A 24,827-nucleotide genomic window follows, 5' to 3' on the forward strand; every position below is an offset into this window, starting at 1 on the left:
GCACATCCATGCGGCGTTCCTCCTGGCCCTAGAAAAAACGCTTCCAGCTAGGCCCATCACTCAGCGCCGGGTCATCGTGCGCCGCCATGAAACGCGGCAGGTCCCGCCGCGCAATCCACAGTTCCCCCTGCCAGCGCAGGGCCGCCACGCGCTGGTTAGCCCAGGTCATCAGGATGCGCCGTGGGCTGGCATCGGCCTCGCGGTGGTAATCGTGTAACGCGGGAATCACCTCATCGCTGATCCACTGGCTCAACGCGCAATGCTCGGGGTGGCCAAAGCGATACAGCGCGCGGTAAAGCCCGGCTTCGCTGATCAGCTCCAGCTCCTCACAACGGCCAGTGGCAAAGCGCAGCATCGCGAAACGGTGCTGGTGGGGATACAGGCGCTTGGTCAGCCGATAGGTGCGGGCGGCGGCGATCATCACGGCGAAGTCGATGGCAACAAACCAGGGGCGGTTGTCGATCATCACCGCGCGCAGTTGATGGCAGTGGCGTTGAAAGGTGATGGGGGTGGATGCGTCATGCATGGTGCAGCTCCAACGTAAGGTCAGGTAGCTGTCGCCATTCGCTGTCAATCGAAGGGTGACAGGGCACGCGGGGTTGACAGACCGGTACGTTGGAACCGGCAGGCCACGAGGACCTCCCCGCGCGACCTGCCATAAAGCAGAGCAGTTATGAAAACTGCATGCGTGCTGATGCCTGCAAAAAACATTCGCCGTTTTTCGCATGCACCCTGCGGCGCAATCGCGCCAACGTATGCGGGCTGTCAAACCCGACCACGGGATTTACCGTGGCTGGGGGAGGATAGGGATAGGGGAGCATGAGGGCAAGAGGACGAGGGGCTTCAGTTCGCTATTCTGAAGGCCTTGCCAGGCAGATAGATTCTATAAGCCGCTGCTCGTGAGTGGCCGCTATCGGTCAGTACCAGTCATTCGGCTTCCGAGAGACTAAGAGCGATTCAAAGTGGGGGCAGGGAAAAGCGAATACCACTACACGAACTATGTGTAATCTTATTAAAAATTATATGGTTACAGATTATATGGCTACGTACTTTACCCGCCTTGCTTTTGCCAGATTGCCACTCTGACGCTTAGCAGGATGGCCAGGATGGCCATTTAATGCTACGTATGTTTCTGTCGGACTCGGACTCGGACTCGGACCCGGCACCCAGACTGATCTGAGCGCTTACACCCTAACGCATGACAGGAGTTGCTAGGAATGAGGGACACCTTTCCAGTAGAACACGGTCTGTCCGCATCTGTCGCCGATGGGTTGGTCTACCGATGCGAGGGGGCGATTTCCCTCACTGATGTTCAGTACCTCGCGTTGGAGTCTGGCGTGGCGCATGGACAAAGCATGCTGGTGGTTTCCCCTACCTCCACGGGAAAGACTCAAATTGGGCTCTGGGCTATTGCTGAAGGACTGCTCGCTGGGAATAAAACAGTTTATTTGGTGACCCATCGCGCGCTGGCCAGGCAGAAATTTGAAGACTTCAAGAAGTTGTTGTTGGACAGATATTTGGGGGGCGATAGTGCTTCCATGGTTATTGCCACGGGGGACTATGTCGAAGATGCCATGGGACAGTATTCTGCGACGCCTCTAAGTGCATCGTTGGTAATTGCAACATATGAAAAATATTTAGCGCTGCTGTCGGCATCTGGGGTGCCGAAAAGCATGCAAAATACGATTGTCGTGTGTGACGAAATTCAGCTAATGGGAGACGAAAACCGCGGGCAAAATGTTGAAGTCCTTTTAACACTTATACGGAACGTGGGTTGGAAACAGTTCATAGGGTTGTCAGCGGTTTTACAAAACAAGGACGCCCAGGATTTAGCGAATTGGCTGCGAGTTCAGCTTATTTTCGAACAAAAGCGCGAGAAGCATTTACGTTATGAATGCTGGATTGGCGATCAAATTTATTCAGTAAGCAGTGCGAAACCTGAACTAATGGAATCGGACAAGCGACTGCCTGCTGGAGTTAAAGCTGAAACGATTTCAGCTTTAACATATCTGCTTAAGCAAGATAATCCACCACTTCCAATCATAGTATTTTGCATGAAAAAGCAAGACACTTATGATCTTGCTGAAGCTTTTGTGGCCTCTTACCACAATGGTAAAACGGGACAGCTGTCGTTAGAGTTTGATACCTTGCCTGAAACTTCAGCGAACACGATGTTGGCGAAGATATTGGATTTAAGAGTTGCTAGCCATAATGCAGACTTGACTGACGAAGAGCGAGGAGTAGTGGAGCGTTACTTGTCAGAAAATAAGCTGGATGTGGTATTTGCTACAAGCACCTTGGCATCAGGTGTGAATTTTCCTCTGGGGGCGGCGGTATTTTCTAGTTGGGAACGTTGGGACGGTCAGCAAAGGCAGTATGTCGCAATAGATGGTGCAGAATTTCACAACATGTCCGGGCGGGTCGGGCGTATGGGTTTTGAACATGCAGAAGGGCGTGTAATATATTTTGGCACCGGGCCACAACGAGCATTGGCTACAAATTATCTATCGATAGAGCAGCTTCCTGAAATCAAGGCACGAATTGCGCCTGCTAGGTTTGGTCAGCTCTCACTGCAACTAATATCTTCAGGGTTGTGCAACAACAGAGTCGAGCTTGAAGAGCTTGTTTGCACAACGTTCAGTGCGTTAAGGGAAGAAGATGATAACTTAACAGCATTTAAGATGTGGCCTACTAAAGTTGGTGCTGCTCTTGCTGGGTTGATTGATGCTGGCTTCGTCGTTGAAACATCTGGTGGGGATCTGAGCCCTACGCCAGTAGGGCGAGCGGTCGGGTTCAGTGGTTTGCTACCTGAAACCGGGGTGTTTTTAATCAATTTCCTATCTAGGAAGTCCCTTTATTTGGCAGAACTCCTAGGGAAACTTGAGTCGTCGGATCTCAAGTCTAGGCTAGAGATGCTTATCTTTTCCGCATGCTTGTCCAGTCCTGAGTTTCGTCCTAGGAATGGAGTTAAACCTACTCGGTTCCTGCCTTATCAGTTGAAAGATCCCATTTATGATGCGCAGCACCTAGCAGATGACCTAATGGAATCAATTTGGCAAATTGATCCAGTGCCTACTAATGCGGCATGGTTGTGCCATAGGTGGACTAGCGGTGTTGAAATAAGGGCAATTGAGCGCGAGGTTAAATCCCTTAGTGCTGGCGCTGTTAAAGAAATGAACAGAAACCTATCCTGGGTTCTACAGGGCTTAGCTGGGATAGCCATGTCTGCCTCCGATAAGCGCGTGCCGACAGTTCTTCGTCCGCCACAATTAAGAGTGGACGATACATTGCTGCACGCTATATCTAAGCTGACACGCTACATTCGAAGATTGGCATACAGGGTTCAAGAGGGATTGCCGGATGACATCCTCTGGATGACAGGGGTGTCTGCAGCGGGTAGTTCTTTAAAGTTGTATAGACATGAAATGTTGCTCCTGAAGCAGCATGGAGTCACAACACCGCAATTGCTCATGCTTGGCAGTCCTGAGGCGAATTCAGCAAGAGTACTAGCTTTTGTAAAATCCAAGCCTAATGCACAAGCTAAAGCAAACTGGGCACGAGACGCTTGTCGGGATTGGAAAGTTGATCAGCGAAAGCGAATGTCTGCTAGGCATCTGAAGCGAGCTAGCAGATGCGATAGCAAGGTTTTAATTGAGAATTATTATGAGGCAAAAGGTGATGCGTTTGAAGTGGCGTTCGAGCAGGTGCTAATTCGGCTTGGTGTAGCGTTTAACAAGCTAGATGACAAGACAAAAACTGGCGCGCCCGACTATCTGGTAACATTCTTCGATTCACCTTCGATTGTGGTCGAGTTGAAATCAAAGGAGGGGGATAAGCTTGTCGATTATAATAAGGCGGTAGAGGTTTTAGCCGCCTCCGAAATTCATGGCTTTAGAGATTGTTTTTGCGTAACTCTTTGCCATCCCGGAGTAGATCCTAGTGTGCCACAACAAATTGTATCCTGTGGTCGGTTAAGCGTAGTTGAGAGCGGAGATTTGGGTGAAGCTCTATTGCGATTGTGCGAGGGAAGCTTAACACAACAACAGGTGTGGCAATGGCTCTGCACTCCTGGGCAGGCGGTCGCGGAAGATCTGCCATTTCGTTTATATAACTAATTTATTTCAAATGGGTTTGTGGGCATTTTTGACTGACTGCTTATGGACGGAAGCGAACGCTTCGCGACGGGCCGCTACCGACCAAATAGCAACTCATCTAAAATATTCTGTACTGGCATGTTCTTGATCGTAACGGGCGATAACTTCCATTCGAAGCGAACAGTCTACGAGTCAATGTGAATCGGGCTTGTACGGAGTCAAAAGCGTTTTTGCGAATAGCTGGATTGATACAATCCTAGGCTACACAAAAGGAGATTGGCGTAGTGACGCTAGTGATCGCAGGGCATTCGATGCAGGACAGCAGTTTTGGCACATCAAAAAGCACTTTTTGCGATGGGGTATTTTTCGTATCCGATAGCAACATCACTCAGAAAGGCAATGTCTTGGTGAGCGGTTTCAAAAAAGTGATAGAGACCCCAGTCAGGGTGGCCGGCCTCAATTTCTTGGGCGAGTGGTTCAATGGCTACCTCGGGTATGACTATGAAGATAGCTGCGCTATCGCTTTTGCTGGAAGTACCTTGGTGGCTCAGCACATCATGAATTCGATTCGTAATCACCTATCCGATCTCAAGCCTACCTATGTGGATGGCAAGTACCAGTTGGCTATGCCGTGCGAGACCAAGAAATTCCTCTATGGCGACTACGATACAGACATGTTTCAGAAGAGGCATTTGGGGAAAAATCACCTCCTGACAGCTAATTTCATCGCCTCTGTCATGAAACACTCTGTGCAGTCGGTTCTTGAACGAGCGAAGAAACACCAGAATATGAAACGCATGTTTTCAGCTTATCAAGCCGAATTCATCCTTGGTGTTCGTTGCCCAGAAACGAATAAATATCATGTTTACCAGTATGAAATTCTGCCAGATCAGGCTTCTGAAGCCGTAGTTGGTATGGAGGAGATTCATGAAGGTCAGGTTGCTGTAATCGGCATGCGCCAGCTTCATGAAAACGACGCTAATGCTGCATTTCAGGCGGCAGTTCAGGCGGGAAAACACACCGCAGAAGCTATGTTTGACTTTCTGAACGATGCAATCAGAAACCAAAATCAGATCGGGAATTTTGAAATTGGCTTTCCCTCGTATCTGTATAAGCAGATGGGCATCCGCCTTGAGCTCGAAAAGCATCGAGACTCATAGCCACCGATAGCAAGGCTTCAAGTGATGACGTTTCCGACATTTGCACCTGGCCGATGGCGGACAGCTAGTTCATCGGCTGAGATTGCCACGCGACCCGAACTTGCCGATCCGATAACCACGCCCAGATGGGCCGCTCCCTTTTCGTTTAGTGTCGCGCTCTACCAGCAACCGGCCGGTCAGTACTCACCGGTTGCGCGTCCTTCTTAACTCTCATCAGGCCCTCACCGTGTTCAAAAAAATCAAAGGCATCCTCGGCATCCAGCCCCAACCCGCGGGTGAAAACAGCTACGGCGACCATCTCCGTGGTGGTGCGGACGAGACCTTGCCTGAGGCCCTGAACCGTTTCGAGTCGTTCTGCCGGAGCCTGCATGCGTTCTACGACGAGGAGGGGGAAACCTACGAGCTGTACTTCGACGAGTACTTCCAGGACGGCACGCTGTTCGAGTGGCCGGGCGCCGTATCCGACGAGGACCTGCTGAGCGCCGAGGCGCAGTATGCGTTCGCCATGCCGGAAGCGTTGAAGGCGCTATTCAGGAAGCGCTTCGCCATCTACGACGTCATTGCGGATCGCGGCCGCTGGGGCGACCGTCGCATTCTCGAGATCTACGGGCGTTCGACCTCGACCTCCTACCAGTGCCTGCACGCGTTCTGCCCGGCGATCGCCTGGAACTTCGGCGATTACTTCGTCGAGGAGGAGCTGTCGAAGGAGCAGATCGAGCACTTGAGCGCCAACTACTTCTGCTTCGGGCGCTGGTCGGACGATGACCACTACTGCACCTATCTCCTAGTGGACCGCCATGGCAACTACGGGCGGTTCCGCTTCCACACCGAAGACTATCCCGGCACCGTGCAGCGGCTCGAACCGCTGCTGAACGGCCAACCCCTCGATATGACGCTGGATGCGCTGATGGTGTGGGCGATCAACAACTCGATGGAGTACCTGCTCGAACGCAACGATCTGCCCAGTCCGCATGGGAAAGAGGCTTGAGGCGCCCGCCGGAACACTTGGCAAGCCAAAGATCAGGCATTTACCACAGTGAATCAGATCATCAGTTAAGTACGAGTGAAGTCATGGTCGTTGGTTGTTACTCACAAATCTTGACTGGGTCTGAAGTTCTCTTTCCGCTTGGCACTGCTCTTGATTCCATTGCAGCCAAGATGCTTGCTCATTTTTATAGGTCTCAGGGCAAACCAATCTGGGGCGAATCAAATGGATATCACTCGGCTTATCCGCAAACACATAGCGATCGGCATGCTCGATGATGATCTTTCGCATCAGCTGAGCGGTCCTGATATCAACTACAGTTCCGCGCGGCCAGACCTTGTTGCCTATGCAGGTGTACAACAGGTGCTTCGGGCTCAAGGGAAGCATGATGTCCCCGTTCTTTACGCCCCAACCACCTCCGAAGTCATAGTTCCTCGAGTCGCGAAAATTAAGCCGTATTAGCGGGTTGTCAGAGGTAGGCCATGACATGCCGTCCGGTGCATGCAAAATCGTCCATTTGTGAGCCGGTAAGCGGCCTAAGGTCTTCGACAGCAGGTGTCGCATTTGCCAGATCCACAGCCTTCGTCCAACTATGGTTTCTGCCCTTACCTGACCACCTCCATCTGGTAGTTCCTCGATAGATACCTTAAAAATCGAAAGGGCATCGCCTTCATCTGAGTGGTTTGGAATTGGCTCATTCCTGCTAACTGCGGCCTCCAGTTTTCGGACAGAGCTCTGCACTGCCGCATCCATCAAGGCCGGTAGTGTCTCGTTCTGACGTTTTATGAACTGCCTGAGGCGAGCCGGAGTACGGACATCCAAGGCAACTGCAAAACGCACCAACCTTCTCCAATGCTCAGGGGACATGCGGTCTTCTTGAACGACTCGACGGATAGCTTCTGCTGCGGGGCTTTCAAATTCGCTGTCGAGCCAGCGCTCAAACTCGTCTGTCTCCTCTTGCCCTGCAAGGTATGTGTAAAGGTGCTGATGGAACGCAATTCCTTTGAGGGACTGCTCCCGCCACAGTGGGACGTTTTCGCTTTGGACCAGTAAGCGGTAGGTAGAGATAAGCCCTTCATGTGCCCACTGTTTCAGGTACAGCTTGGGCACGTAATGGTTGTCTTTGCGGAGTTGCTGCATGACTAGATTCTGTCCACCTCAGGAAGGCACAGATTAAACGGAAACCAGCTAGCTGCTCTTGATCACCCGCGTGCTACTTCTTTGCAGCTCCCAAGTAGAGCTAATGCAAGTGCCCAACCTGGGCACTTGCTTAACGGTGCTGCCTCAAACCACAAAGAACCCACTCGTCCCATCTCGCCCCAACTGCTCCACCAACCCAAACTCCCAATCAAGGTACGCCTGCATGGCCTCGCGCGGGTTGTCGGTGCCTTCGTAGGGGCGGCGGTAGCGGTCGATGCGCGGTGACAGCAGGCCGTTTTCGCCGGCTTCCACCGGCAGGCCGGCGTCGGCCCAGGCGGTGTTGCCGCCGTCGAGCAGGAAGGCGGGTTTGCCGGTGAGGGCGGCCACTTCGTCCACGGCGAAGCGGGCCAGCAGGCCGCTGCCGCAGGTGAGCACGTAGCGCTCGGCCTTGGGTGCAGCAGTGAGGGCTTCGCGCAGTTGGGCGCGCAGCACCCAGCGGGCGCCGGGGATGTGGCGTTTGACGTGGTTGGCGCTGGTGGTGAAGTCGAGCACCGTCGTGTCGCCTTGCCCCAGCCAGGTGGCCAGGGTCTGCGGGGCGATGGCTTCGACCTGGGGCAGGGCGGGCAGGGCGGGGCGCCAGGCGCCGCTTTCGCTGAAGTCCGACGCGGCGAGCCCATCCAGCACATGCACCTCCCAACCCAGTTGCGCCAGCCAGGAGCCGGTCATGTTGGCGCGGGTGCCGTCGTCGTCGGCCAGCACGATGCGGGCGCCGCGCACGCTGGCGTAGTGGTCGGTCTCCTGCACCAGCTGGCCGCCGGCGACCCAGCGTGCGCCGGGCAGGTGGCCGGCGCGGTATTCCTCTTCGGTGCGCACGTCGAACAGGTAGGTGGTGCGGCCGGCCTCGGCGCGCCAGTCGTGCAGTTGCGCGAGATTGGCGCGGCGCACGCCGGCCTTGTCGGCCACGGCGCGGGCATCCTGTGCGGCCTGCTCTCGGGTGGGCTGGCCGACCTCGGCGAAGCGGCGCTGCTGGCCGTGCTCCAGGGTCTGCCCGGCGAGGGTCCAGCCGATGGTGCCGTTGCGCAGGGCGGCCACCGGGTTGGGGATGCCGGCGTTCACCAGGGATTGGGTGCCGATGATGCTGCGGGTGCGCCCGGCGCAGTTGACGATCACCCGGGTGGCCGGGTCCGGCGCCAGTTCGCGCACGCGCAGCACCAGTTCGGCGCCGGGCACGCTGATGGAGCCGGGGATGTTCATGGTCTGGTATTCGTCGAAGCGGCGGGCGTCGAGCACCACCACGTCGGCCTTGGCATCCAGCAGCGCCTTCACCTCTTCGGCGGCGAGGGAGGGCGTGTGGCGCTGGCTTTCCACCAGCTCACCGAAGGCCTTGCTGGGTACGTTGACGTCGCGGAACAGCTCGCCGCCGGCCTCACGCCAGCCGGCGAGGCCGCCTTCCAGCAGGGCCACGTCGCTGTAGCCCAGTTGCAGCAGGCGCTCGGCGGCACGCTGGGCCAGGCCTTCGCCGTCGTCGTAGAGGGTCACGGCGGTGTCGCGGCGGGGCACGCGGTCGAGCACTTCCAGTTCGAGCTTGGACAGCGGGATATTGGCCGCGAACAGCGGGTGCTCCTCGGCGAAGGGGGCTTCCTCGCGCAGGTCGATGAGGGCGACTTCCTCGGCGGCCAGGAGGGCGGATCGGATGGCGGCGAAACTGCGGCTGGGGATACGGCTCATGGTGCCAGGCTCTCTTTCGACAGGTCCCATATATTGGGCAGGTGGAGGTTGGAATAACCGGAGATGAAGGGCTTCTCGACGCCGCCCTCGGCATAGACGGCGCGGCGCACCGCGCCGATGTTGGCGCCGTACACGTGGATGCTGATGGAGGTGCGGTTCTCGAAGGCGTTGCGCACCTGGTGGATATCGCCCACCCGGGGCGACACGGCGACCACATCGCCCGGCTGCAGGGATTCCGCCGCGCCTTGGGGCCGCAGGCTGCCATCGGCGTTGCGGGCAAAGCCCTGACTGAGTTCGGCGCCGCGCAGCATGCCGATCAGCCCCCAGGTGCGGTGGTCGTGCACCGGGGTCGATTGGCCGGGCCCCCACACGAAGCTGACGATGGAGAAGGCCTGGCGCGAGTCGGCGTGCAGCAGGTACTGCTGGTAGCGCTCCGGGCTGGGCTGGGCGTAGGCGTCCGGCAGCCAGTCGTCGGTGCTCACCAGGTCGCGCAGCAGCGCGGCGCCCTGGTCGAGTATCCGTGGCTCGTCCGGTGCCTGGGCGAGGAGGTCGGCGAGGTCGACGATGAAGCCGCGTAGCCGTCCGAGGTTGGGCGTTTGAGACATGGTTCCCTCGATGTCCGTGAGTGCGCAGCGGTAACCGCTACCGTGCCGGGGCAAAAGATATTATTCTTCTTGCGTATTCTTCCAGCCATTTATTATGCGAATAAAGAATGAAGATAGATGATATCGATGCATTCGTGGCCGTCATCCGCAGCCAGTCGATCAGCCAGGCGGCGGAGTCCCTGCAGCTCACCCAGCCGGCCATCACCCGGCGCGTGCAGAACTTCGAGGAAGCCCTGGGCGTCAGCCTGCTGGACCGCAACACCAAGCCGCTGAAGCCCACGCCCATGGGCATGCGCGTGTACGAGCAGTGCCGCTCGGTGCTGCGCGAAATGGACGCCCTGCGGGAACTGGTGCTGAGCGATTCCTCCCCCAGCGGCGCGCTGCGCCTGGGGGTGCCGCAGACCATCGGCGACGTGGTGCTGCTGGATGCCCTCAGTCAGCTCAAGGCCCTGTACCCGGACCTGCAGACCCAGGTCTCCACCGGCTGGGGCAGCCACCTGCTTGGCAAGATGGAGAACGGCGAGCTGGACGCCGTGGCGGCGCTGTTCCCGGCGGGCAAGGTGTTCCCCGAGGGCATAGTCGGGCGCTCCCTGGCGCGCATGGACCTGGTGGTGGTCGCGGCCAAGGGCGAGGTGCGCAAGCGCTCCTGCAAGCTCGCCGATTGCTACCAGCGCGGCTGGGTGTTGAACCCGGATGGCTGTGGCTTCCGCGCCGGCCTGCAACGCGCCCTGAGCGACGAGGGGCTGTCGCTGCGCATCAACCTGGAGACCTTCGGCACCGAGCTGCAACTGGGCCTGATCGCCAATGGCCTGGGCTTCGGCCTGGTGCCGCGCCCGCTGCTGGAGAACAGCCGCCACCGCGAGCGCCTGGAAGTGGTGCCGGTGAGCGACTTCAAGCCGGTGATCGACCTGTGGCTGATCCACCCGCGCTTCCTCGGCAACCTGCAGGCGCCGGTGGGGCTGTTCGGCGAGACCGTGGCCCAGCGCGTGGCACATCAGGTGGAGGAGGGGGCGGGCGCATCATAACCAAAGCATCTTGCATATAACTGCAAATGTTAGATGCGCAATTTGTATATTAGATTAGAACCAGATCGAATTTCACTGCGGTTTTTTAGATGGATAGCATGTGGGTCAAGCCAGGCTGCAGCGGGCTCGATCCAATCTCCCGCCTGCGGCCCCCGACCATTGGAAAGGCCCTGAGCGAGGAGAAGGAATGTCCCGGCGAAGCAACGCCCTGGTGCCCCCAGGCACCGCACTGACGGCCCTGCTGGCGCCCCTGCGCTGGAAGGGCTGGAGCAACCTCGGCCTGCGCCTGGTCAGCCCGCTGGTGCTGCTCTTGCTCTGGGAGCTGGCCTCCCGCACGGGGTTGCTGCCGGCGCGCATCATCGCCGCACCCAGCGCCATCGGCGACACCCTCTGGCAGATGATCGCCAGCGGCGAGCTGGCCGGGCACCTCTGGGTGTCCCTCAAGCGTGCCCTCAGCGGGCTGGCCATAGGCGTATCCCTCGGCACCGTGCTGGCCCTGCTGGCCGGCCTGTCGCGGCGCGGCGAACTCATCATCGACTCCCCCGTGCAGATGCTGCGCACGCTGCCGTTCCTGGCCATCGTGCCGCTGTTCATCCTCTGGTTCGGTGTCGGCGAGACCCCAAAGATCGCCCTGATCGCCCTCGGCACCACCTTCCCGGTCTACCTCACGCTGTTCTCCGGCATCCGTGGCGTCGACCCCAAGCTGGTGGAGGCCGGGCGCATGTTCGGGCTCAGCCGCCTGGAGCTGGTGGCCCACGTCATCCTCCCCGGCGCCTTGCCTTCCTTCTTCGTCGGCCTGCGCTACGCCTTCGGCATCAGTTGGCTGGGCCTGGTGGTGGTGGAGCAGATCAACGCCAGCGCCGGCCTCGGCTACCTGGTCAACGACGCCCGCGACTTCATGCGCACCGACGTGATCGTCATCTGCCTCATCGTCTACAGCGTGCTGGGCCTGTCCATCGACGCCCTGGTGCGCCTGCTCGAACGCCTGGCCCTGGCCTGGCGCCCCACCTTCATAAGGAACTGACCATGGATGTTGCGCTGCAACGCCTGCGCCCACCGGTGCGCGTGCGCGGGCTGACCCGTCGCTTCGCCGGCCAGGCCGTGCTCGACGGCCTCGACCTGGAGCTGGGCGCCGGCGAATTCGTCGCCCTGCTGGGGCGCAGCGGCTCGGGCAAGACCACGCTGCTGCGGGCCCTGGCCGGGCTGGATGAGGTGGACGGCGGCACGCTGGAGGTGCCCGAGGCCCATGCGGCGGTGTTCCAGGAGCCCCGGCTGATGCCCTGGAAGCGCGCCTGGCGCAACGTCGCCCTCGGCCTGCGCGGTGCCAACCCGCAGACCCGCGCCCTGGCCGCGTTGCAGGAAGTGGGGCTGGGCCATCGTCTCGACGCCTGGCCGGGCACCCTCTCTGGTGGCGAAGCGCAGCGGGTGGCCCTGGCCCGCGCCCTGGTGCGCGAGCCGCAATTGCTGCTGCTCGACGAACCCTTCGCCGCACTGGACGCCCTGACCCGCATCCGCATGCACCAACTGATCATCGAGCTGTGGCGCACCCACCAGCCCTCGGTGCTGCTGGTCACCCACGACGTCGACGAGGCCGTGTTGCTGGCCGACCGCGTGGTGGTGCTGGAGGCTGGGCGCATCGCCGAGCAGATCCCCGTGCGCCTGTCGCGGCCGCGGGAGGTGGCCAGCCGCGGCTTCCAGGAACTGCGCCAGCACCTGCTCACGCTGCTCGGCGTCGAAGCGCCGGCCAGCCCCTTCGTCCACACCCTTGCACGGACCGCCCAACGATGAGCCTCGACCTGAAAACCGCCAAGGAGACGGCCCGCGTGCCCGACCTCGATTCCCCGGCCTTCGCCGACCTACTGGCTCAGCTCAGCGACGAGTTCGCCGCCAGCGCCGCCCACCACGACCGCCACGGCGAATTCCCCCACGCCAACCTGCGTCGCCTGCACGAGCACGGCCTCGTCGCCCTGACCGTGCCGCGTCGCCTTGGTGGTAACGAGGCCAGCCTGGCCCAGGCGCGCCGGGTGATCGCCGCCGTGGCCCGGGGCGAGCCCTCAACCGCCCTGGTGCTGGTGATGCAATACCTGCAGCACGCGCGCCTGCAGAACAACCAGGCGTGGCCCGAGCACCTGCGCCTGCAACTGGCCCGCGAGGCGGTGGAAGAGGGCGCGCTGATCAACGCCCTGCGTGTGGAGCCGGACCTGGGCACACCCGCCCGTGGCGGCCTGCCCGGCACCATCGCCCGGCGCGTGCCCGAGGGTTGGCGCATCAGCGGGCGGAAGATCTACTCCACCGGCATCCCCGGGCTCACCTGGTTGTCGGTCTGGGCGCGCAGCGACGAGGCCGAGCCCCGCGTCGGCACCTGGCTGGTGCACCGCGACACGCCGGGCATCCGCATCGAGGAAACCTGGGATCACTTGGGCATGCGCGCCACCTGCAGCCACGACGTGGTCTTCGAGGACGTACTGGTGCCCGACGAATACGCCGTGGACATCCTCCCCGCCAGCCAGCCGCGCCCCTCGGAGCTGGACTCCAGCGGCGTGCTCTGGCTCGCGGTGCTGCTCTCCAGCATCTACGACGGCGTCGCCCGCGCGGCCCGTGACTGGCTGGTGGGCTGGCTGGCCGAACGCACCCCGGCCAACCTTGGCGCACCGCTTTCCAGCCTGCCGCGCTTCCAGGAACTGGTGGGGCGTATCGACGCGTTGCTGCTGTCCAACCGCGTGCTGCTCGATGCCGCCGCCGAGGGCCGCATCCCCGCCAGCGAGGCCACCCAGGTGAAGTACCTGGTCACCACCCAGGCCATCGCCGCCGTGGAACTGGGCGTGGAAGCCATTGGCAACCCGGCCCTGGCCCGGGGCAACCCGCTGGAGCGGCATTACCGCGACGTGCTTTGCAGCCGCATCCACACCCCGCAGAACGACGCCGTGCTCGGTGCCGCCGGGCGTGCCGCCTTCGCCTTGCCCAGCCGTGGAGGCCAGGCATGACCGCAGCGCGTATCGCCAGCCAGCTGGATGCCGGCTTCAACGCGCTGCTGCGTGAGCGCCTGCCGGGCGTGGAGGTGCTGGACCTGCCCCGTGGCCTGCCGCAAGCGCTGCCGGCCGGCGTGCAGGCCCTGCTCGCCGCGCCACACCCGGCCTTGCGTGACGCCGCCGAGCCGCCGCCCGGCTGGCCCTTCGGCCTGGGCTTCGTGCAACTTGTGAGTTCGGGGCTGGACTTCTTCCCCCGCTGGCTGCTCGACGGCCCGCCGGTGGCCAGCGCCCGGGGCGCCACGGCCAGCAGCATCGCCGAGTTCGCCCTGGCGGCCATCTTCGCTGCCGCCAAGCAATTGCCCGAGCTGTGGATCGACAACGCCGAGGCCTGGCAGCAACGCCCACTGGCGTCGCTCGCCGGCAGCACCCTCGGCCTCTATGGCTTCGGCAGCATCGCCCGCGAGCTGGCGCGCAAGGCCCGTGCGCTGGACATGCAGGTGCTCGCCCTGCGGCGCTCGGCGCAGCCCTTCGGCATGGACGGCGTGCAGCGCGCCGCCGACATCCACGAACTGTTCGCCCGCGCCGACCACCTGGTGCTGGCAGCGCCGGCCACCGCCGAGACGCAACAGGTGGTGAACCGCGAAACCCTGGCCTCGGCCCGCCCCGGGCTGCACCTGATCAACGTCGCGCGCGGCTCCCTGGTGGACCAGGCCGCGCTGCTCCAGGCCCTGGACGAAGGGCGCCTGGCGCTCGCCAGCCTCGACGTCACCGAGCCCGAGCCGCTGCCGGCCGGGCACCCGTTCTACAGCCATCCCCGTGTACGGCTGAGCCCCCACACCTCGGCCAACACGCCGCAGGTGTACCGCAACCTCGCCGCGCTCTTGGCACGCAACCTCGAACGTTTCCAGAGCGGACAACCGCTGGAAAACCTGGTGCAGGCCGGGCGCGGCTACTGAGCCGCCCGCCCTTCAAGGAGAAACCGCATGACCGCCAGGCTGACCGGACTCACCGGCACCCCGCAACCCACGGCCTACTCGCTGCCCCGCGACGGCCACACCGTGTTCCGCTGGCAGGAGCCCCCCCAGCAACCCACGGTCGAGGCCGAGCGCCTGCTGCGCAAGCAGCGCCTGGCCGGCTCCTTCCGCCTGTTCGCCCGCCACGGCTTCGACATGGGCGGCGCCGGCCACATCACCGTGCGCGACCCGGAGTTCCCCGACCATTTCTGGGTCAACCCGGTGGGCGTGTACTTCGGCCATATCCGTGTCTCCGACTTGCTGCTGGTCAATCCCCACGGCGAGATCGTCGAAGGGCAGGGCGCACTCAACCTCGCCGCTTTCGCCATCCATGCCGCGCTGCACGACGCCCGCCCGGACGTGGTCGCCGCTGCCCACGCCCATTCGCTTTACGGCAAGGCCTGGTCCAGCCTCGGGCGCCTGCTCGACCCGCTGACCCAGGACGCCTGCGCCTTCCACGGCAAGCACGCGCTGTTCGACAACTTCACCGGCGTGGTGCTGGAAGCCAGCGAGGGCGCGCGCATCGCCGCCACCCTGGGGCCAAGCAACGTCGCGCTGATCCTGCAGAACCACGGCCTGCTCACCGTCGGCCGCACGGTGGAGGCGGCGGTGTGGCGCTTCATCGCCCTGGACAACGCCGCCCACGCCCAGCTGCTGGCCGAGGCCGCCGGCACGCCGCGTCCCATCCCGCCGGAGGTGGCGCAGCACACCGCGCGCCAGGTGGGCACCGAATTCGGCGGCTGGTTCAGCTTCCAGCCGTACTGGGACCGCCTGTTGCGCGACGAGCCCGACTTCCTCGACTGATTGCAAGGAGCACCCATGAACCGCCGTCACTTCCTCCAGTACTCCGCCCTGGCCGGGCTCGCCTGCACGCTGCCCACGGCCTTCGCCCGGGACTGGAGCGGCCTGGGCCTCAACGTGGCCACCTACAAGGGCGCGGCGCCCACCTTCTTCGACGAGGCGGGCATCGAACGCCCGCCCTACGCGGTGAAATACGCCGAGTTCAACGGCGGCAACCTCGGCTTCGAAGCACTGATCAGCGGCACCCTGGACCTGGCGCCCATGAGCGAGATCCCACCCATCTTCGGCATCAAGAACCAGGCGCCGGTGAAGCTCATCGCCGTGCTCACCGGCGACGTCAACAACCAGGCCTTCGTGGTGCCCAAGGGCTCGACCATGCAGTCCCTGGCGGAGCTGTCGGGCAAGCGCGTGGGCTACATCCGCTCCACCTCGTCGCACTACATGCTGCTGCGCGCGCTGAAGGAGCAGGGCCTCACTCTGGCCGATATCCAGCCCTTCGCCCTCACGCCCCAGGACGGTTTCGCCGCCTTCCAGAACGGCAACCTGGATGTCTGGGTGACCTTTGGCTACTTCATCCAGCTCGCCGAGCTGCGCAGCGGCGCGCGGGTGCTGCGCACGGGGCAGGGCTACCTCTCCGGCAACTACGTGATCGCCGCCAACCAGCGCGCCATCGCCGACCCGGACAAGCGCGCCGCCATCGAGGATTACGTCCAGCGCGAATACCGCAGCTGGCAATGGGTGCAGCACAACCCGGAGGCCTGGGCGGCCAAGAGCGAGAAGATCCTCGGCATTCCCCGCGAAGTCTTCCTCGCCCAGTACAAGGCGCAAAGCGGGCCGCGCGTGCTGCAGGCGGTGGACGATGCGGCCGTGCGCTCGCAGCAGGAGGTGGCTGACACCTTCTTCGAGGCCGGCGTACTGCCGCAACGCTTGGACGTGGCGCCGTTGTGGGACCGGAGCTTCAGCTGGGGTTGAGCCGCTGCAACACGCCGGGTTTCACCCGACCTACAAGAACTGCCAAGGACACGGCTCCATGCCCTTCAAGCCACCCCTGATCGTCCTGGCGCTGCTCACCGGCAGCGCCCAGGCCGCCGATGTGCCGGCCGATGTCCGTGCGCTGCACGAGCGGCTGCTGGTACTCGACAGCCACCTCGACACGCCCATGCAACTGGCGCGGCCCGGCTGGGATATCAGCCAGCGCCACCGCTACGCCGACGACCTGTCCCAGGTCGACCTGCCACGCATGCGTGAAGGTGGGCTGGATGGCGGCTTCTTCGCCGTATTCACGCCCCAGGGGCCGCGCTCGGCGGAAGGGCGCACCCTGGCCAGCGAGCACGGCCTGGCGGTGATCACCCGCATCCGCGACATGGTTGCTGCGCGACCCGGTGAGTTCGCCCTGGCCAAGCGGGCGGAGGAGGTGCCCGGCATCGTCGCTTCGGGCCGCCGCGTGGTGCTGATCAGCATGGAAAACGCCGAGCCCCTGGCCGCCGACCCCGGCCGCCTGGCCACCTACCGGCGCCTGGGGCTGCGCATGCTCGGCCTGGTGCACGCGCAGAACAATTCATTCGCCGACTCGGCCACCGCGCTGCCGGAATGGCACGGCCTCAGCCCTGCGGGGCGCGAGCTGCTGGGGGAGGCCAATCGGCTGGGCATCCTCATCGATGTATCCCATGCCTCCGACGCGGTGTTCGACCAGGTGCTGCAGCTGTCCCGCGCCCCGGTGATCGCCTCCCACTCCGGCGCCCGCGCCATCGCCCCGCACCCACGCAACCTCGACGACGCCCGCTTGCGCAGGCTCGCCGAGAAAGGCGGGGTGGTGCAGGTCAACAGCTACCCCAGCGACCTCGTCCCGCGCCCACCAAACCCCGAGCGCGACAAGGCCCTGGGGCCGCTGTACCGAGAGTTCCGCCTGGCCGCCAGCCTCTCCCCGGAGCAGGTGGCCGACCTCGCCCGACGCATCCGCGAAACCGAAGCCCGCTACCCGCTGCCGCCTACGCGCCTGGACGACTTCATGGCCCACCTGCTGCACATCCTCGACGTGGTCGGCCCGCAACACGTCGGCATCGGCGCCGACTGGGACGGTGGTGGCGGCGTGGAAGGCCTGCGCGACGTGAGCGACCTGCCACGCATCAGCCAACGCCTGCTCGCCGCCGGCTACAGCGAGCAGGACCTCGCCGCCATCTGGGGCGGAAATCTATTGCGGGTGCTCGCAGCAGCCGAAGCTGCCGGGACAGCTCCGTAGGTTGGCACCGAGCGTAGCGAGGCCCAACGCAGCGACGTCCAATCTCGCAACGTTGGGCTTCGTGCCTCAGCCCAACCTACGGGATGGTGCCGACGCCATTCGCGAGCAGAGCTCGCTCCTACGGGCGCCACCCCGACCCACGCTGCCGCCGTCGCTGATGGGTTTCGCTTCGCTCTACGCCATCCTACGAAGGAGCGCGCCAGCCTCATCTCAATCCATCACCACATGGGGCAGGAAGCGGCTGGTGTCCTTGGTGATCAGGCTGTCGTCTTCGCGGATGCCCATGCCCGAGGCGGTGTCGCCCACGATCCAGGAGCCGATCAGGGTGTAGCTGTCGCTGAAGCGGGGCAGGGGGGAGAACTGCTGGAGGATGTAGGGGGCATCGGTGTAGGGGCCGTCCTGCAACACCACTTCGTCCTGCGGGGTGCGGATCTCGATGTTGGCGCCTTCGCGGGAGAAGAAGGGTTTGCGCACCCAGCCCTTGGGTACTGGCGCGCGCGGGTCGGCGTCCACCCGCGAGGGCAGCAGGTTGGGGTGGCCTTCGTTGAATTTCCACAGCAGCGGCAGGATGCCCTTGTTGCTGATGATGGACTTCCAGGCCGGCTCGACGAATTGGGTGTCGCACCCCGGCACGGCCTTGCCGAAGGCCTCGCTGAAGATGTGCTCCCAGGCGTGCAGCTTGAACAGGCGGGGAATCCACTGCCCCTGCAGGTCGACGAAACGCCCGTCGCCGGTGAGGCCGATGTCCTCGATGTCGATGTGCCGCGCGTCGATGCCGGCCAGGCGCGCCATCTGCGCGAGGAAGTCGGTGGTGCCCCGGTCTTCCACCGAGCCGGAGATGGCGGAGAAGTGGAAAGGGATCTCCTTGCCGAAGGTGCCGAATGCGCGGATCAGGTCCTCGGCCAGGGTGTTGAACTGGTCGGCCTCGGCGGGCAGCACGCCACGGCGTATCTGGTCTTCCAGCCAGAGCAACTGCACCGAGGCGCATTCGAGCAGGGAGGTGGGCGTGTCGGCGTTGATCTCCAGCAGCTTGGCCGGGCCCGTGCCGTCGTAGCTGAAGTCCATGCGGCCGTAGAGGTGCGGGTGCCCCTCCCGCCAGGAGGTGCGGATCAGATCGAAGAACGCCGGCGGTATCGCCAGGCCGGTGAGCAGCTCCTCGCTCGCCACCACGCGCTCGACCACGTCGAGGCACATCTCGTGCAGCTCGCGGGTGGGTTGCTCGATGTCACGGGTCACCTGCTCGCGGGTGAAAAGGTAGTAGCCGCGCTCGTCCCAGTAGCGTTCGCCGTCGATGGTGTGGAACAGGAAGCCTTCACGCTCGACCTGTGCCTGCCAGCCCGGACGTTCTTCGATGCTGATCTTCTTCATGCGGGTTCTTCAGCCTCCGAAGCCAAAACCGCCGGTCTTGCCACCCCAGCCGCCGCGGGCGTTGGCCTGGGAGCCGAAACCGCCGCGGGAGATGGTGGAGGCCACCGCCGAGCCGCTGGTGCTCGACTTGCTGCTCAGGCTCTTGCCCAGGGTCTGCTGGGTGTAGGTCGAGGTCGGGCTGTTGCGGGCCTGGTTGGAGCGGCTGAAGGTCTTGCCCTGTTCGATCTGCCGGGACAGCGTGGAGGTGCTGTAGCTACCCCGGGCATCGCGGTAGCGGTAGATCGGCTGGGAGTAGTAGTGGCTGCCGCCGTTGCCCAGCATCTGGCCGATGAGGATGCCGGTGACCAGGCCGTTGTCGCTGTGGCCGGTGCTGTGCACCACCTGCTGCTCGGCCTGCTCGTAGGTGCTGCGGGACACCTCGTTGGTCATCGACAGCTCGAAGCCGGCCAGGCGCGGCATGAACTTGCCGTTGGAGGTGGGCTGGCAGTAGTCGGGCACGAAGTCGGCGTCGCAGGCGGCCTGGCTGTCATAGGTCGGGGCGATCTGCTTGTGGTCGGCCATGGCGGTCATGTACGCGTCCGAGCAGACGTCGACGGGGAACTTGTCGGCGACGCAGGCCTGTACGTTCTTGAACGTCTTGGTCGCGGTGATCTGCATGGTGTCCTGCGGGTCGTTGCACCCCGCCAAGGCCAGCGGCAGGGTGCCGGCGAGCACCAGTTGGATGGAATTGCGCTTTCTCATAAAGGTCTCCTTGCGCTGCCGGTGATCAGGTCGAAGGGGTCATGCAGGCGGAGTTGAGCAGGCCGATGCTGATGGCCACGGCGCCGGAGTAGATGGCGGCGGCATGTTCGCCACGGGCGATGCGGCCGGGCAGGTCCTTGAGCACCAGGCTGGTGACGAAGAACGCCAGCAGCTGGACGATGGCGGCGATCACCACCCAGACCACGAAATCGAGGACGCTGACGCTGTAGGTGATGATGTTGCTGGCCGGCAGGGCGAAGCCGATCAGCGAACCCGCCAGGGCGATGGCGGCCGCGCTGTTGCCTTCGCGGATCAGGGCGAACTCGCGGTGCGGGGTGACGCGGGTGTAGATGAACTGGAACAGGGCGAACAGCGCCGCCGCGACCAGGATGTAGATGACGAAGCCGATGACGGCGGTGGAGTTGAGCGACATGCGGAGCGCGTCGAGCATGGTGGATCTTCCTTGGTCAGAGAACTTGGATGTCGGTGATCTGCAGTGTCACGCCCACGGCGGTGGTCAGGGCGATGGCACCTTCTTCGTCTTCCTCCACCGAGAAGAGCAGGAACTCCCTCCGGTTGAGCAAGCCGATCTCGCGGGCGTAGAGCATGCTTTGATGCTCGACGCCGTAGCTGGCGTCTGGGCTGACGACGTATTCGTGCAAGGGCACCAGTTCGGTCTGGCCATCCTCGCTGCCCCACTGGCGGCCGTATTCCTCGCCCTCCAGCTCGTAGACCTGCATGCCGATGCGCGCGTTGGGCCCGGCCAGGCGCAGCAGCTCCTCACGGCTGGCGATGGGGGTGACCTGGTGGTAGCCGAACAGGATCACCGCCTCGATATCGCTGTCCTGCGGGCCGTTCATGATCACCTGGAGGAAGTAGTCCTCGTCGTCCAGGTAGTAGCGCTTGATCCGCGTGGACTGGCCGAGCTCGATGGTGCCCACGGCCCAGATCTTCTCGTCGCCGGGGAGGGTGACGTGGGACTGGCCTTCGAGCAGCGTCGCCAGCGAACGGTCCAGGCAAAGCATGCGGCCTGCCGCCAGCCCCAGGGGGCGGCTGTCACTGGGGTGGCGGCGCGCGTCGGCCGAGGGCAGCGGTGGTTCCAGGCCCAGCCAGCGCTTGAGCTTGCTCATAGTGCGTTCTCCTCCAGGCGTTCGCTGGCGATGTAGAAGATTTCCCCGCCGTGGATCTCCATCCCGTTGGGCGGGTTGATCTCGAAGCGGGCGGAGCCCGAGGCGCGATAGCCGATGAGGGTGGCATCGTGGTCCTGGCGCAGGCGGATGTACAGCTCGCCGCAGGTGCCGGCGAAGCCCTGGGGCAGCACGTGGCGGAATTGCGTGGCACCGTCGCCGACGCACAGCAGCTCGGTGACCACGGCGCTGGAGCCCGGGTCCTGGGAGGCGCGCACCAGCATCTCGATGGCCATGTTGGAGGTGCATTCCAGCTCGGGGGCGTAGCGGCGGGCGAGGGCGGCGCGCTCGGAATCGTTGAAGTGCGCGACCACATGGGCGCGGGTGCCGATCGCCTTGATGGTGAGGACGATGGCCAGGGTCAGGCTGTCGGAGCGGGTGTGCACGAGGACGCGTTCCGCGCGCTCGATGCCGGCCCGGCGCAGCAGCACCGGGTTGTCCAGTGAATCACCACGGACGAAGGAGGCGCGCCCCGGCATGGGGTTTTCCTCGATCAGCGCGTCGCAGATCACCAGGCTGTCGTCCCGCGTGGCTTCGTCCTGGTACAGCAGTTCGACGATGCGCTCGCTGGCTTCGCCTTCCCAGCCGATGAGGACGGTGTGGCCCTTGAGGTTGGAGTAGTCGCCCAGGCCTTTCATGTTCTTTCTCCAGAGTTCGCCGACCGAAGCCGATGCCTTGCCGATGACCGCAGTGAGCAGGGCGATGCCGCCCAGCATGATCCACAGTGCCGTGACGAGTTTGCCGAAGGCGCTCTTGGGGGAGAGATCGCCATAGCCCACGGTCGTCGCGGTGGTGAAGTAGAAATAGGTGAAGTCCTGCCCTTGCAGCAGGTGCTGCTCCCCGGCCAGCGCCAGCAGCAGGTAGGACGCCAGGTAGTGGACGGCCAGCAACGAGCCGATGCCGGCCCAGCCGAAGCGCTGGAAAAAGGCAGACGTGTGGTACCGCAACAGCAAGATCAGCGACATGGAATCAGCTCCATTGATCCTTTCTCGAGTGGTTCAGGGGATGGCGGGGGACGGTTCAGGTGGCGGTGTCGAGCAGCGTCTTCGAATGCATCAGCCAGGCGACGATGCAGCCGGCGATGGCACCGGCGATATGGGATTCCACCGAGATTCCCGGGGTGGGAATGAAGCCGAAGATCAAGCCGCTGTAGCCGGCGAGCGCCACCAGGGCGACCAGCAGGCTGGCGAAGCTGCGTTGGTACCAGGCGCGGGCCAGCAGGTAGGTCCAGAGCCCGAAGATCAGGCCGCTGGCGCCGATGTGCAGGCTGTAGCGGGCGAACAGCCAGACCATGCCGCCGCCGAGGATGCTGATCAGCAGCGCAACGCGGATATAACGGCTGAGCCCCTCGGTGGACACCAGCCAGCTGAGGATGATGAAGGGCGGCAGGTTGCTCAGCAGGTGGCCGAAGGAGCCGTGCAGGAAGGGCGCGAAGATCAGCCCCTGGAGCCCGCTAAGGGTACGCGGGAGGATGCCGTGATGGACCAGGCTGTTGGCGGTGAGGGCGTTGATCACCTGGACCACGGCCATGATCGCCGCCAGTGCCAGGATGACCCTGAGTCGCTTGCCGGTTTCCATCTGCGTTTCCCGAACTCCATTTGCGGGTAAAGAGGTGGGCAGGCGACCGGGGGCCGCCTGCCGGGCGCGGATTCTACTGCGATCCGTCCGGGGTCTGCTTGGCTTTCAAACGGGCCAGCACGTCGGCTGCGCTGCCGCTCTGGGCACCGATGCCGGCTTCCTGCAGGCGACGCTCGAGGTCGCCGCCGTTGGCGGAGGCCTGGAGCTCTTCGGCGGCGGCCAGGCGGGCATCCTGCTCGTCCTGGCGCTGGCGCAGGCGGTTGAGGCTGTCCAGGGCGGACTCGACCTTGCCGTTGGCGCCACCGGTGGCTTCGGCGGTGGCGACGCGGGCCTTCTGCACCACTTCGCGGGCCTTGGCCATTTCGATTTGCTGCTTCAGGCTCTTGAGCTGGCCTTCGGCTTTGTTGACCTGGGCGTGCAGCAGGTCGGCCTGCTTGCCGAACTGCTCGGCCTGGCTGCGTTCCTGGTCGCGCTGCGCCTCGATCTCGGCGATGCGGCTGGCGCACTCCAGGGCCAGGCTTTCCTCGCCCTTGTTGAGGGCGGCGGTGGCCTTGGCTTCCCAGTTGGCGACATCGGCGTTGAGGCTTTCCAGGCGTTGCTGCGACAGCTTCTGCTTGGCCTTGATGTCCACCAGCCCGTTCTTGGCCTGCAGCACGGCGCGGTCGGCATCACGCATTTCCTGTTCGAGGATGCGGATGGCGTTGGCGTCGACGATGGCTTCGCCGACTTCGGAGGCGCCGCCACGGACGGCGGTGATGATCTTCTTCCAGATACTCATGAAAACTTCTCCTTGAATGGATTCGGTCAAGCCTTGAAGTGGTCTTCGAAGGCTTCGACGGCGCGGATCACGTTTTCCGCCAGGGTGTAGATTTCCTGGACGATCACGGTGAGCGAGGACGCGGAGCTGAGGGCACCGAACATGGAGTACACCTCCTGGCCGTCGATGATCTCGACGCCCACCGAGGACAGCGGGAACAGGTCGCGGGTACGCAGCACCAGTGCGTTGAACGCGTTTACGTCTTCCACCAGTTCGAGCGGCACCAGGGTTACGTCCACCATGATGTGGTCACCCTCGACTGCCAGGTAGATCGGCAGGTCGCCGTACTCGGTCATGGTCAGCCTGAGCCCGGCCTGCTCGCCGTCGACGACGCTCAGCAGGATCTCGCCAGACGTCACCAGGGCCAGCTCGGCCAGGGCGTTGTGCAGCGAGTTGAGGGTCCAGTTGCTGTTCTCGGTCATGTAGTCCTCCAGTTTGACTCGGTCGCCCAGGTAGGGCTGCCGTAATGCTCTCTCGATGCCCTTCAGGGCGTTCACGTTCTCGGGAAGGATCCAGAACTCACGTTTCACCAGTCCCGCTTCGCGGAGCCGGTTGCGCATATCCCGGACGTAGTCGGCCGAAGACTTCCCGGTGCTTCCGGCGGCCTTCTTGCCTACTTTGTCCGTCGTGGTCTTGCGAGGCATCTGCCTTCCTCCTCAAGGGTGTGGTGAGCAAATTACTGCGATTTTCGTCGGCGCGCAATTCCTTACATGAAAGATTTTTTCATCTTTCATGTAAGGGAAATATTTGGGTTCCAGAGGCCCCTCGGCGAGGGTGCTCTTCGGGCCGGTCGGTGACGAGACGGTAGCCCGGGCTTCAGCCCGGGAACGAAGCCTCCGGCATCCCCGGACTGAAGTCCGGGCTACAGACCGTAGGTTGGCGCCGAGCGCAGCGAGGCCCAACGCAGCGATCTCCAACCCCGCAACGTTGGGCTTCGTGCCTCAGCTCAACCTATGGGACCGTGCAACGCCATTCGCGAGCAGAGCTCACTCCTACGGTCGCCACCCCATCTCCCAGCCCCGTAGGGGAGGGACGGCGTTCAGCGACCCCATACTGGCGTCGCTGATGGGTATCGCTGTGCTCGATGCCGTTCTGAACTCACTTCTTGCCCCTCAGTCCTTGGACTACCCGGCATTTGCAGACACTGCGCGTTCACGTTCAGACATTTCCGATTTCTTTTCGATTTCAGCATTCCGAACCTTGGAAGCCACGGCGTCTTGCCCTCCTGGATTACTCGGCTGGCGACGCCGTTCGCTACCAGAAGTGCACTTCGCACCCTGGTTCAACGGAACGACAACGGAAAGGGAATCGATATGGCAACCGGCTATTTCATCCGCCGAGGCGACAAGACCAGTTGTGGCGGTGTGGTGATCGAGG

General features: G+C 62.9%; 24 protein-coding genes. 11 read left to right on the forward strand and 13 right to left on the reverse strand.

The window, feature by feature from the left end; genetic code table 11:
- Positions 1-28: 28 nt before the first annotated feature.
- The gene (locus OEJ36_RS17630) at positions 29-526 is read right to left on the reverse strand and encodes a Bro-N domain-containing protein (protein ID WP_263402610.1); all 498 of its coding nucleotides are present in this window, start codon (positions 524-526) and stop codon (positions 29-31) included.
- A 691-nt stretch (positions 527-1,217) separates the two neighbouring features.
- On the opposite strand from OEJ36_RS17630, the gene OEJ36_RS17635 reads away from it, so the two are divergent.
- The 3 genes from OEJ36_RS17635 to OEJ36_RS17645 all read left to right on the forward strand — a co-directional run bounded on the left by OEJ36_RS17635 (position 1,218) and on the right by OEJ36_RS17645 (position 6,242).
- Positions 1,218-4,115: a DEAD/DEAH box helicase gene (locus tag OEJ36_RS17635; protein WP_263402611.1), complete on the forward strand. Its 2,898-nt coding sequence runs from the start codon at positions 1,218-1,220 to the stop codon at positions 4,113-4,115.
- Positions 4,116-4,378: 263 nt separating this feature from the next.
- A complete protein-coding gene (locus OEJ36_RS17640; RefSeq protein ID WP_263402612.1) occupies positions 4,379-5,254 on the forward strand; it encodes a hypothetical protein in 876 nt (291 codons plus the stop codon).
- A 226-nt stretch (positions 5,255-5,480) separates the two neighbouring features.
- Complete coding sequence (locus OEJ36_RS17645; protein WP_263402613.1) at positions 5,481-6,242, forward strand: hypothetical protein; 762 nt, start codon at positions 5,481-5,483, stop codon at positions 6,240-6,242.
- Positions 6,243-6,323: 81 nt separating this feature from the next.
- Here the strand turns inward: OEJ36_RS17645 and OEJ36_RS17650 are convergent, their stop codons facing one another.
- The 3 genes from OEJ36_RS17650 to OEJ36_RS17660 form a co-directional block, all read right to left on the reverse strand.
- Positions 6,324-7,379: a DUF4238 domain-containing protein gene (locus OEJ36_RS17650; RefSeq protein WP_263402614.1), complete on the reverse strand. Its 1,056-nt coding sequence runs from the start codon at positions 7,377-7,379 to the stop codon at positions 6,324-6,326.
- 144 nt (positions 7,380-7,523) lie between these two features.
- Entirely contained in the window at positions 7,524-9,107 is a 1,584-nt protein-coding gene (locus OEJ36_RS17655; protein WP_263402615.1) for a rhodanese-related sulfurtransferase, read from the reverse strand.
- Entirely contained in the window at positions 9,104-9,712 is a 609-nt protein-coding gene (locus tag OEJ36_RS17660) for a cysteine dioxygenase (RefSeq protein ID WP_173175415.1), read from the reverse strand. Before OEJ36_RS17660 ends, OEJ36_RS17655 begins: the two co-directional genes overlap by 4 nt.
- Positions 9,713-9,819: 107 nt before the next feature.
- Between OEJ36_RS17660 and OEJ36_RS17665 the strand changes: the two genes are divergently transcribed.
- From OEJ36_RS17665 to OEJ36_RS17700, 8 genes are all read left to right on the forward strand, one after another.
- Complete coding sequence (locus OEJ36_RS17665) at positions 9,820-10,737, forward strand: LysR family transcriptional regulator (protein ID WP_263402616.1); 918 nt, start codon at positions 9,820-9,822, stop codon at positions 10,735-10,737.
- 187 nt (positions 10,738-10,924) lie between these two features.
- Positions 10,925-11,761 carry an ABC transporter permease gene (locus OEJ36_RS17670; RefSeq protein ID WP_317891589.1) on the forward strand — a complete coding sequence of 279 codons (837 nt, stop codon included), beginning with the start codon at positions 10,925-10,927 and terminating at the stop codon, positions 11,759-11,761.
- A gap of 2 nt (positions 11,762-11,763) precedes the next feature.
- Positions 11,764-12,525, forward strand: coding sequence for an ABC transporter ATP-binding protein (locus tag OEJ36_RS17675; protein WP_411861023.1), 762 nt, complete (start codon positions 11,764-11,766; stop codon positions 12,523-12,525).
- Entirely contained in the window at positions 12,522-13,721 is a 1,200-nt protein-coding gene (locus OEJ36_RS17680; protein ID WP_263402617.1) for an acyl-CoA dehydrogenase family protein, read from the forward strand. Before OEJ36_RS17675 ends, OEJ36_RS17680 begins: the two co-directional genes overlap by 4 nt.
- A complete protein-coding gene (locus tag OEJ36_RS17685; RefSeq protein WP_263402618.1) occupies positions 13,718-14,662 on the forward strand; it encodes a D-isomer specific 2-hydroxyacid dehydrogenase family protein in 945 nt (314 codons plus the stop codon). The genes OEJ36_RS17680 and OEJ36_RS17685 overlap by 4 nt, the downstream gene beginning before the upstream one ends.
- 27 nt (positions 14,663-14,689) lie before the next feature.
- Positions 14,690-15,523, forward strand: coding sequence for a class II aldolase/adducin family protein (locus OEJ36_RS17690; RefSeq protein ID WP_263402619.1), 834 nt, complete (start codon positions 14,690-14,692; stop codon positions 15,521-15,523).
- A 15-nt stretch (positions 15,524-15,538) separates the two neighbouring features.
- A complete protein-coding gene (locus OEJ36_RS17695; RefSeq protein ID WP_263402620.1) occupies positions 15,539-16,492 on the forward strand; it encodes an ABC transporter substrate-binding protein in 954 nt (317 codons plus the stop codon).
- Positions 16,493-16,550: 58 nt separating this feature from the next.
- Positions 16,551-17,759: a dipeptidase gene (locus OEJ36_RS17700; RefSeq protein ID WP_263402621.1), complete on the forward strand. Its 1,209-nt coding sequence runs from the start codon at positions 16,551-16,553 to the stop codon at positions 17,757-17,759.
- Positions 17,760-17,969: 210 nt separating this feature from the next.
- Here the strand turns inward: OEJ36_RS17700 and OEJ36_RS17705 are convergent, their stop codons facing one another.
- From OEJ36_RS17705 to OEJ36_RS17745, 9 genes are all read right to left on the reverse strand, one after another.
- On the reverse strand, positions 17,970-19,127 hold the full coding sequence (locus OEJ36_RS17705) for a glutathionylspermidine synthase family protein (RefSeq protein WP_263402622.1): 1,158 nt from the start codon (positions 19,125-19,127) through the stop codon (positions 17,970-17,972).
- Positions 19,128-19,136: 9 nt separating this feature from the next.
- On the reverse strand, positions 19,137-19,868 hold the full coding sequence (locus OEJ36_RS17710; RefSeq protein ID WP_263402623.1) for a DUF1190 domain-containing protein: 732 nt from the start codon (positions 19,866-19,868) through the stop codon (positions 19,137-19,139).
- A 25-nt stretch (positions 19,869-19,893) separates the two neighbouring features.
- Complete coding sequence (locus OEJ36_RS17715; protein ID WP_021221887.1) at positions 19,894-20,319, reverse strand: DUF350 domain-containing protein; 426 nt, start codon at positions 20,317-20,319, stop codon at positions 19,894-19,896.
- 16 nt (positions 20,320-20,335) lie between these two features.
- On the reverse strand, positions 20,336-20,998 hold the full coding sequence (locus OEJ36_RS17720; RefSeq protein WP_263402624.1) for a YjfK family protein: 663 nt from the start codon (positions 20,996-20,998) through the stop codon (positions 20,336-20,338).
- Positions 20,995-22,020: an ion channel gene (locus tag OEJ36_RS17725; protein WP_263402625.1), complete on the reverse strand. Its 1,026-nt coding sequence runs from the start codon at positions 22,018-22,020 to the stop codon at positions 20,995-20,997. The genes OEJ36_RS17720 and OEJ36_RS17725 overlap by 4 nt, the downstream gene beginning before the upstream one ends.
- A 55-nt stretch (positions 22,021-22,075) precedes the next feature.
- The gene (locus tag OEJ36_RS17730; protein ID WP_263402626.1) at positions 22,076-22,633 is read right to left on the reverse strand and encodes a rhomboid family intramembrane serine protease; all 558 of its coding nucleotides are present in this window, start codon (positions 22,631-22,633) and stop codon (positions 22,076-22,078) included.
- Positions 22,634-22,706: 73 nt separating this feature from the next.
- On the reverse strand, positions 22,707-23,411 hold the full coding sequence (locus OEJ36_RS17735) for a PspA/IM30 family protein (protein ID WP_263402627.1): 705 nt from the start codon (positions 23,409-23,411) through the stop codon (positions 22,707-22,709).
- Positions 23,412-23,437: 26 nt separating this feature from the next.
- Positions 23,438-24,094 (reverse strand): YjfI family protein, encoded by a 657-nt coding sequence (locus OEJ36_RS17740; protein ID WP_263402628.1) that lies wholly within the window; start codon positions 24,092-24,094, stop codon positions 23,438-23,440.
- Between the two features lie 480 nt (positions 24,095-24,574).
- Positions 24,575-24,827 (reverse strand): hypothetical protein (locus OEJ36_RS17745; protein ID WP_263402629.1); only part of this gene is annotated, 253 nt, incomplete at its 5' end.

This window comes from Pseudomonas sp. PDM13 (assembly GCF_025685765.1).
Classification (GTDB): Bacteria; Pseudomonadota; Gammaproteobacteria; order Pseudomonadales; family Pseudomonadaceae; genus Metapseudomonas; species Metapseudomonas solani.

Excerpts from the sequence above, each read along its gene's own strand:
- OEJ36_RS17630 (WP_263402610.1), bottom strand. The coding sequence starts at position 526 with ATGCATGACGCATCCACCCCCATCACCTTTCAACGCCACTGCCATCAA.
- OEJ36_RS17635 (WP_263402611.1), top strand. The coding sequence starts at position 1,218 with ATGAGGGACACCTTTCCAGTAGAACACGGTCTGTCCGCATCTGTCGCC.
- OEJ36_RS17650 (WP_263402614.1), bottom strand. The coding sequence starts at position 7,379 with ATGCAGCAACTCCGCAAAGACAACCATTACGTGCCCAAGCTGTACCTG.
- OEJ36_RS17655 (WP_263402615.1), bottom strand. The coding sequence starts at position 9,107 with ATGAGCCGTATCCCCAGCCGCAGTTTCGCCGCCATCCGATCCGCCCTC.
- OEJ36_RS17660 (WP_173175415.1), bottom strand. The coding sequence starts at position 9,712 with ATGTCTCAAACGCCCAACCTCGGACGGCTACGCGGCTTCATCGTCGAC.
- OEJ36_RS17665 (WP_263402616.1), top strand. The coding sequence starts at position 9,820 with ATGAAGATAGATGATATCGATGCATTCGTGGCCGTCATCCGCAGCCAG.
- OEJ36_RS17670 (WP_317891589.1), top strand. The coding sequence starts at position 10,925 with ATGTCCCGGCGAAGCAACGCCCTGGTGCCCCCAGGCACCGCACTGACG.
- OEJ36_RS17675 (WP_411861023.1), top strand. The coding sequence starts at position 11,764 with ATGGATGTTGCGCTGCAACGCCTGCGCCCACCGGTGCGCGTGCGCGGG.
- OEJ36_RS17680 (WP_263402617.1), top strand. The coding sequence starts at position 12,522 with ATGAGCCTCGACCTGAAAACCGCCAAGGAGACGGCCCGCGTGCCCGAC.
- OEJ36_RS17685 (WP_263402618.1), top strand. The coding sequence starts at position 13,718 with ATGACCGCAGCGCGTATCGCCAGCCAGCTGGATGCCGGCTTCAACGCG.
- OEJ36_RS17690 (WP_263402619.1), top strand. The coding sequence starts at position 14,690 with ATGACCGCCAGGCTGACCGGACTCACCGGCACCCCGCAACCCACGGCC.
- OEJ36_RS17695 (WP_263402620.1), top strand. The coding sequence starts at position 15,539 with ATGAACCGCCGTCACTTCCTCCAGTACTCCGCCCTGGCCGGGCTCGCC.
- OEJ36_RS17700 (WP_263402621.1), top strand. The coding sequence starts at position 16,551 with ATGCCCTTCAAGCCACCCCTGATCGTCCTGGCGCTGCTCACCGGCAGC.
- OEJ36_RS17705 (WP_263402622.1), bottom strand. The coding sequence starts at position 19,127 with ATGAAGAAGATCAGCATCGAAGAACGTCCGGGCTGGCAGGCACAGGTC.
- OEJ36_RS17710 (WP_263402623.1), bottom strand. The coding sequence starts at position 19,868 with ATGAGAAAGCGCAATTCCATCCAACTGGTGCTCGCCGGCACCCTGCCG.
- OEJ36_RS17715 (WP_021221887.1), bottom strand. The coding sequence starts at position 20,319 with ATGCTCGACGCGCTCCGCATGTCGCTCAACTCCACCGCCGTCATCGGC.
- OEJ36_RS17720 (WP_263402624.1), bottom strand. The coding sequence starts at position 20,998 with ATGAGCAAGCTCAAGCGCTGGCTGGGCCTGGAACCACCGCTGCCCTCG.
- OEJ36_RS17725 (WP_263402625.1), bottom strand. The coding sequence starts at position 22,020 with ATGTCGCTGATCTTGCTGTTGCGGTACCACACGTCTGCCTTTTTCCAG.
- OEJ36_RS17730 (WP_263402626.1), bottom strand. The coding sequence starts at position 22,633 with ATGGAAACCGGCAAGCGACTCAGGGTCATCCTGGCACTGGCGGCGATC.
- OEJ36_RS17735 (WP_263402627.1), bottom strand. The coding sequence starts at position 23,411 with ATGAGTATCTGGAAGAAGATCATCACCGCCGTCCGTGGCGGCGCCTCC.
- OEJ36_RS17740 (WP_263402628.1), bottom strand. The coding sequence starts at position 24,094 with ATGCCTCGCAAGACCACGACGGACAAAGTAGGCAAGAAGGCCGCCGGA.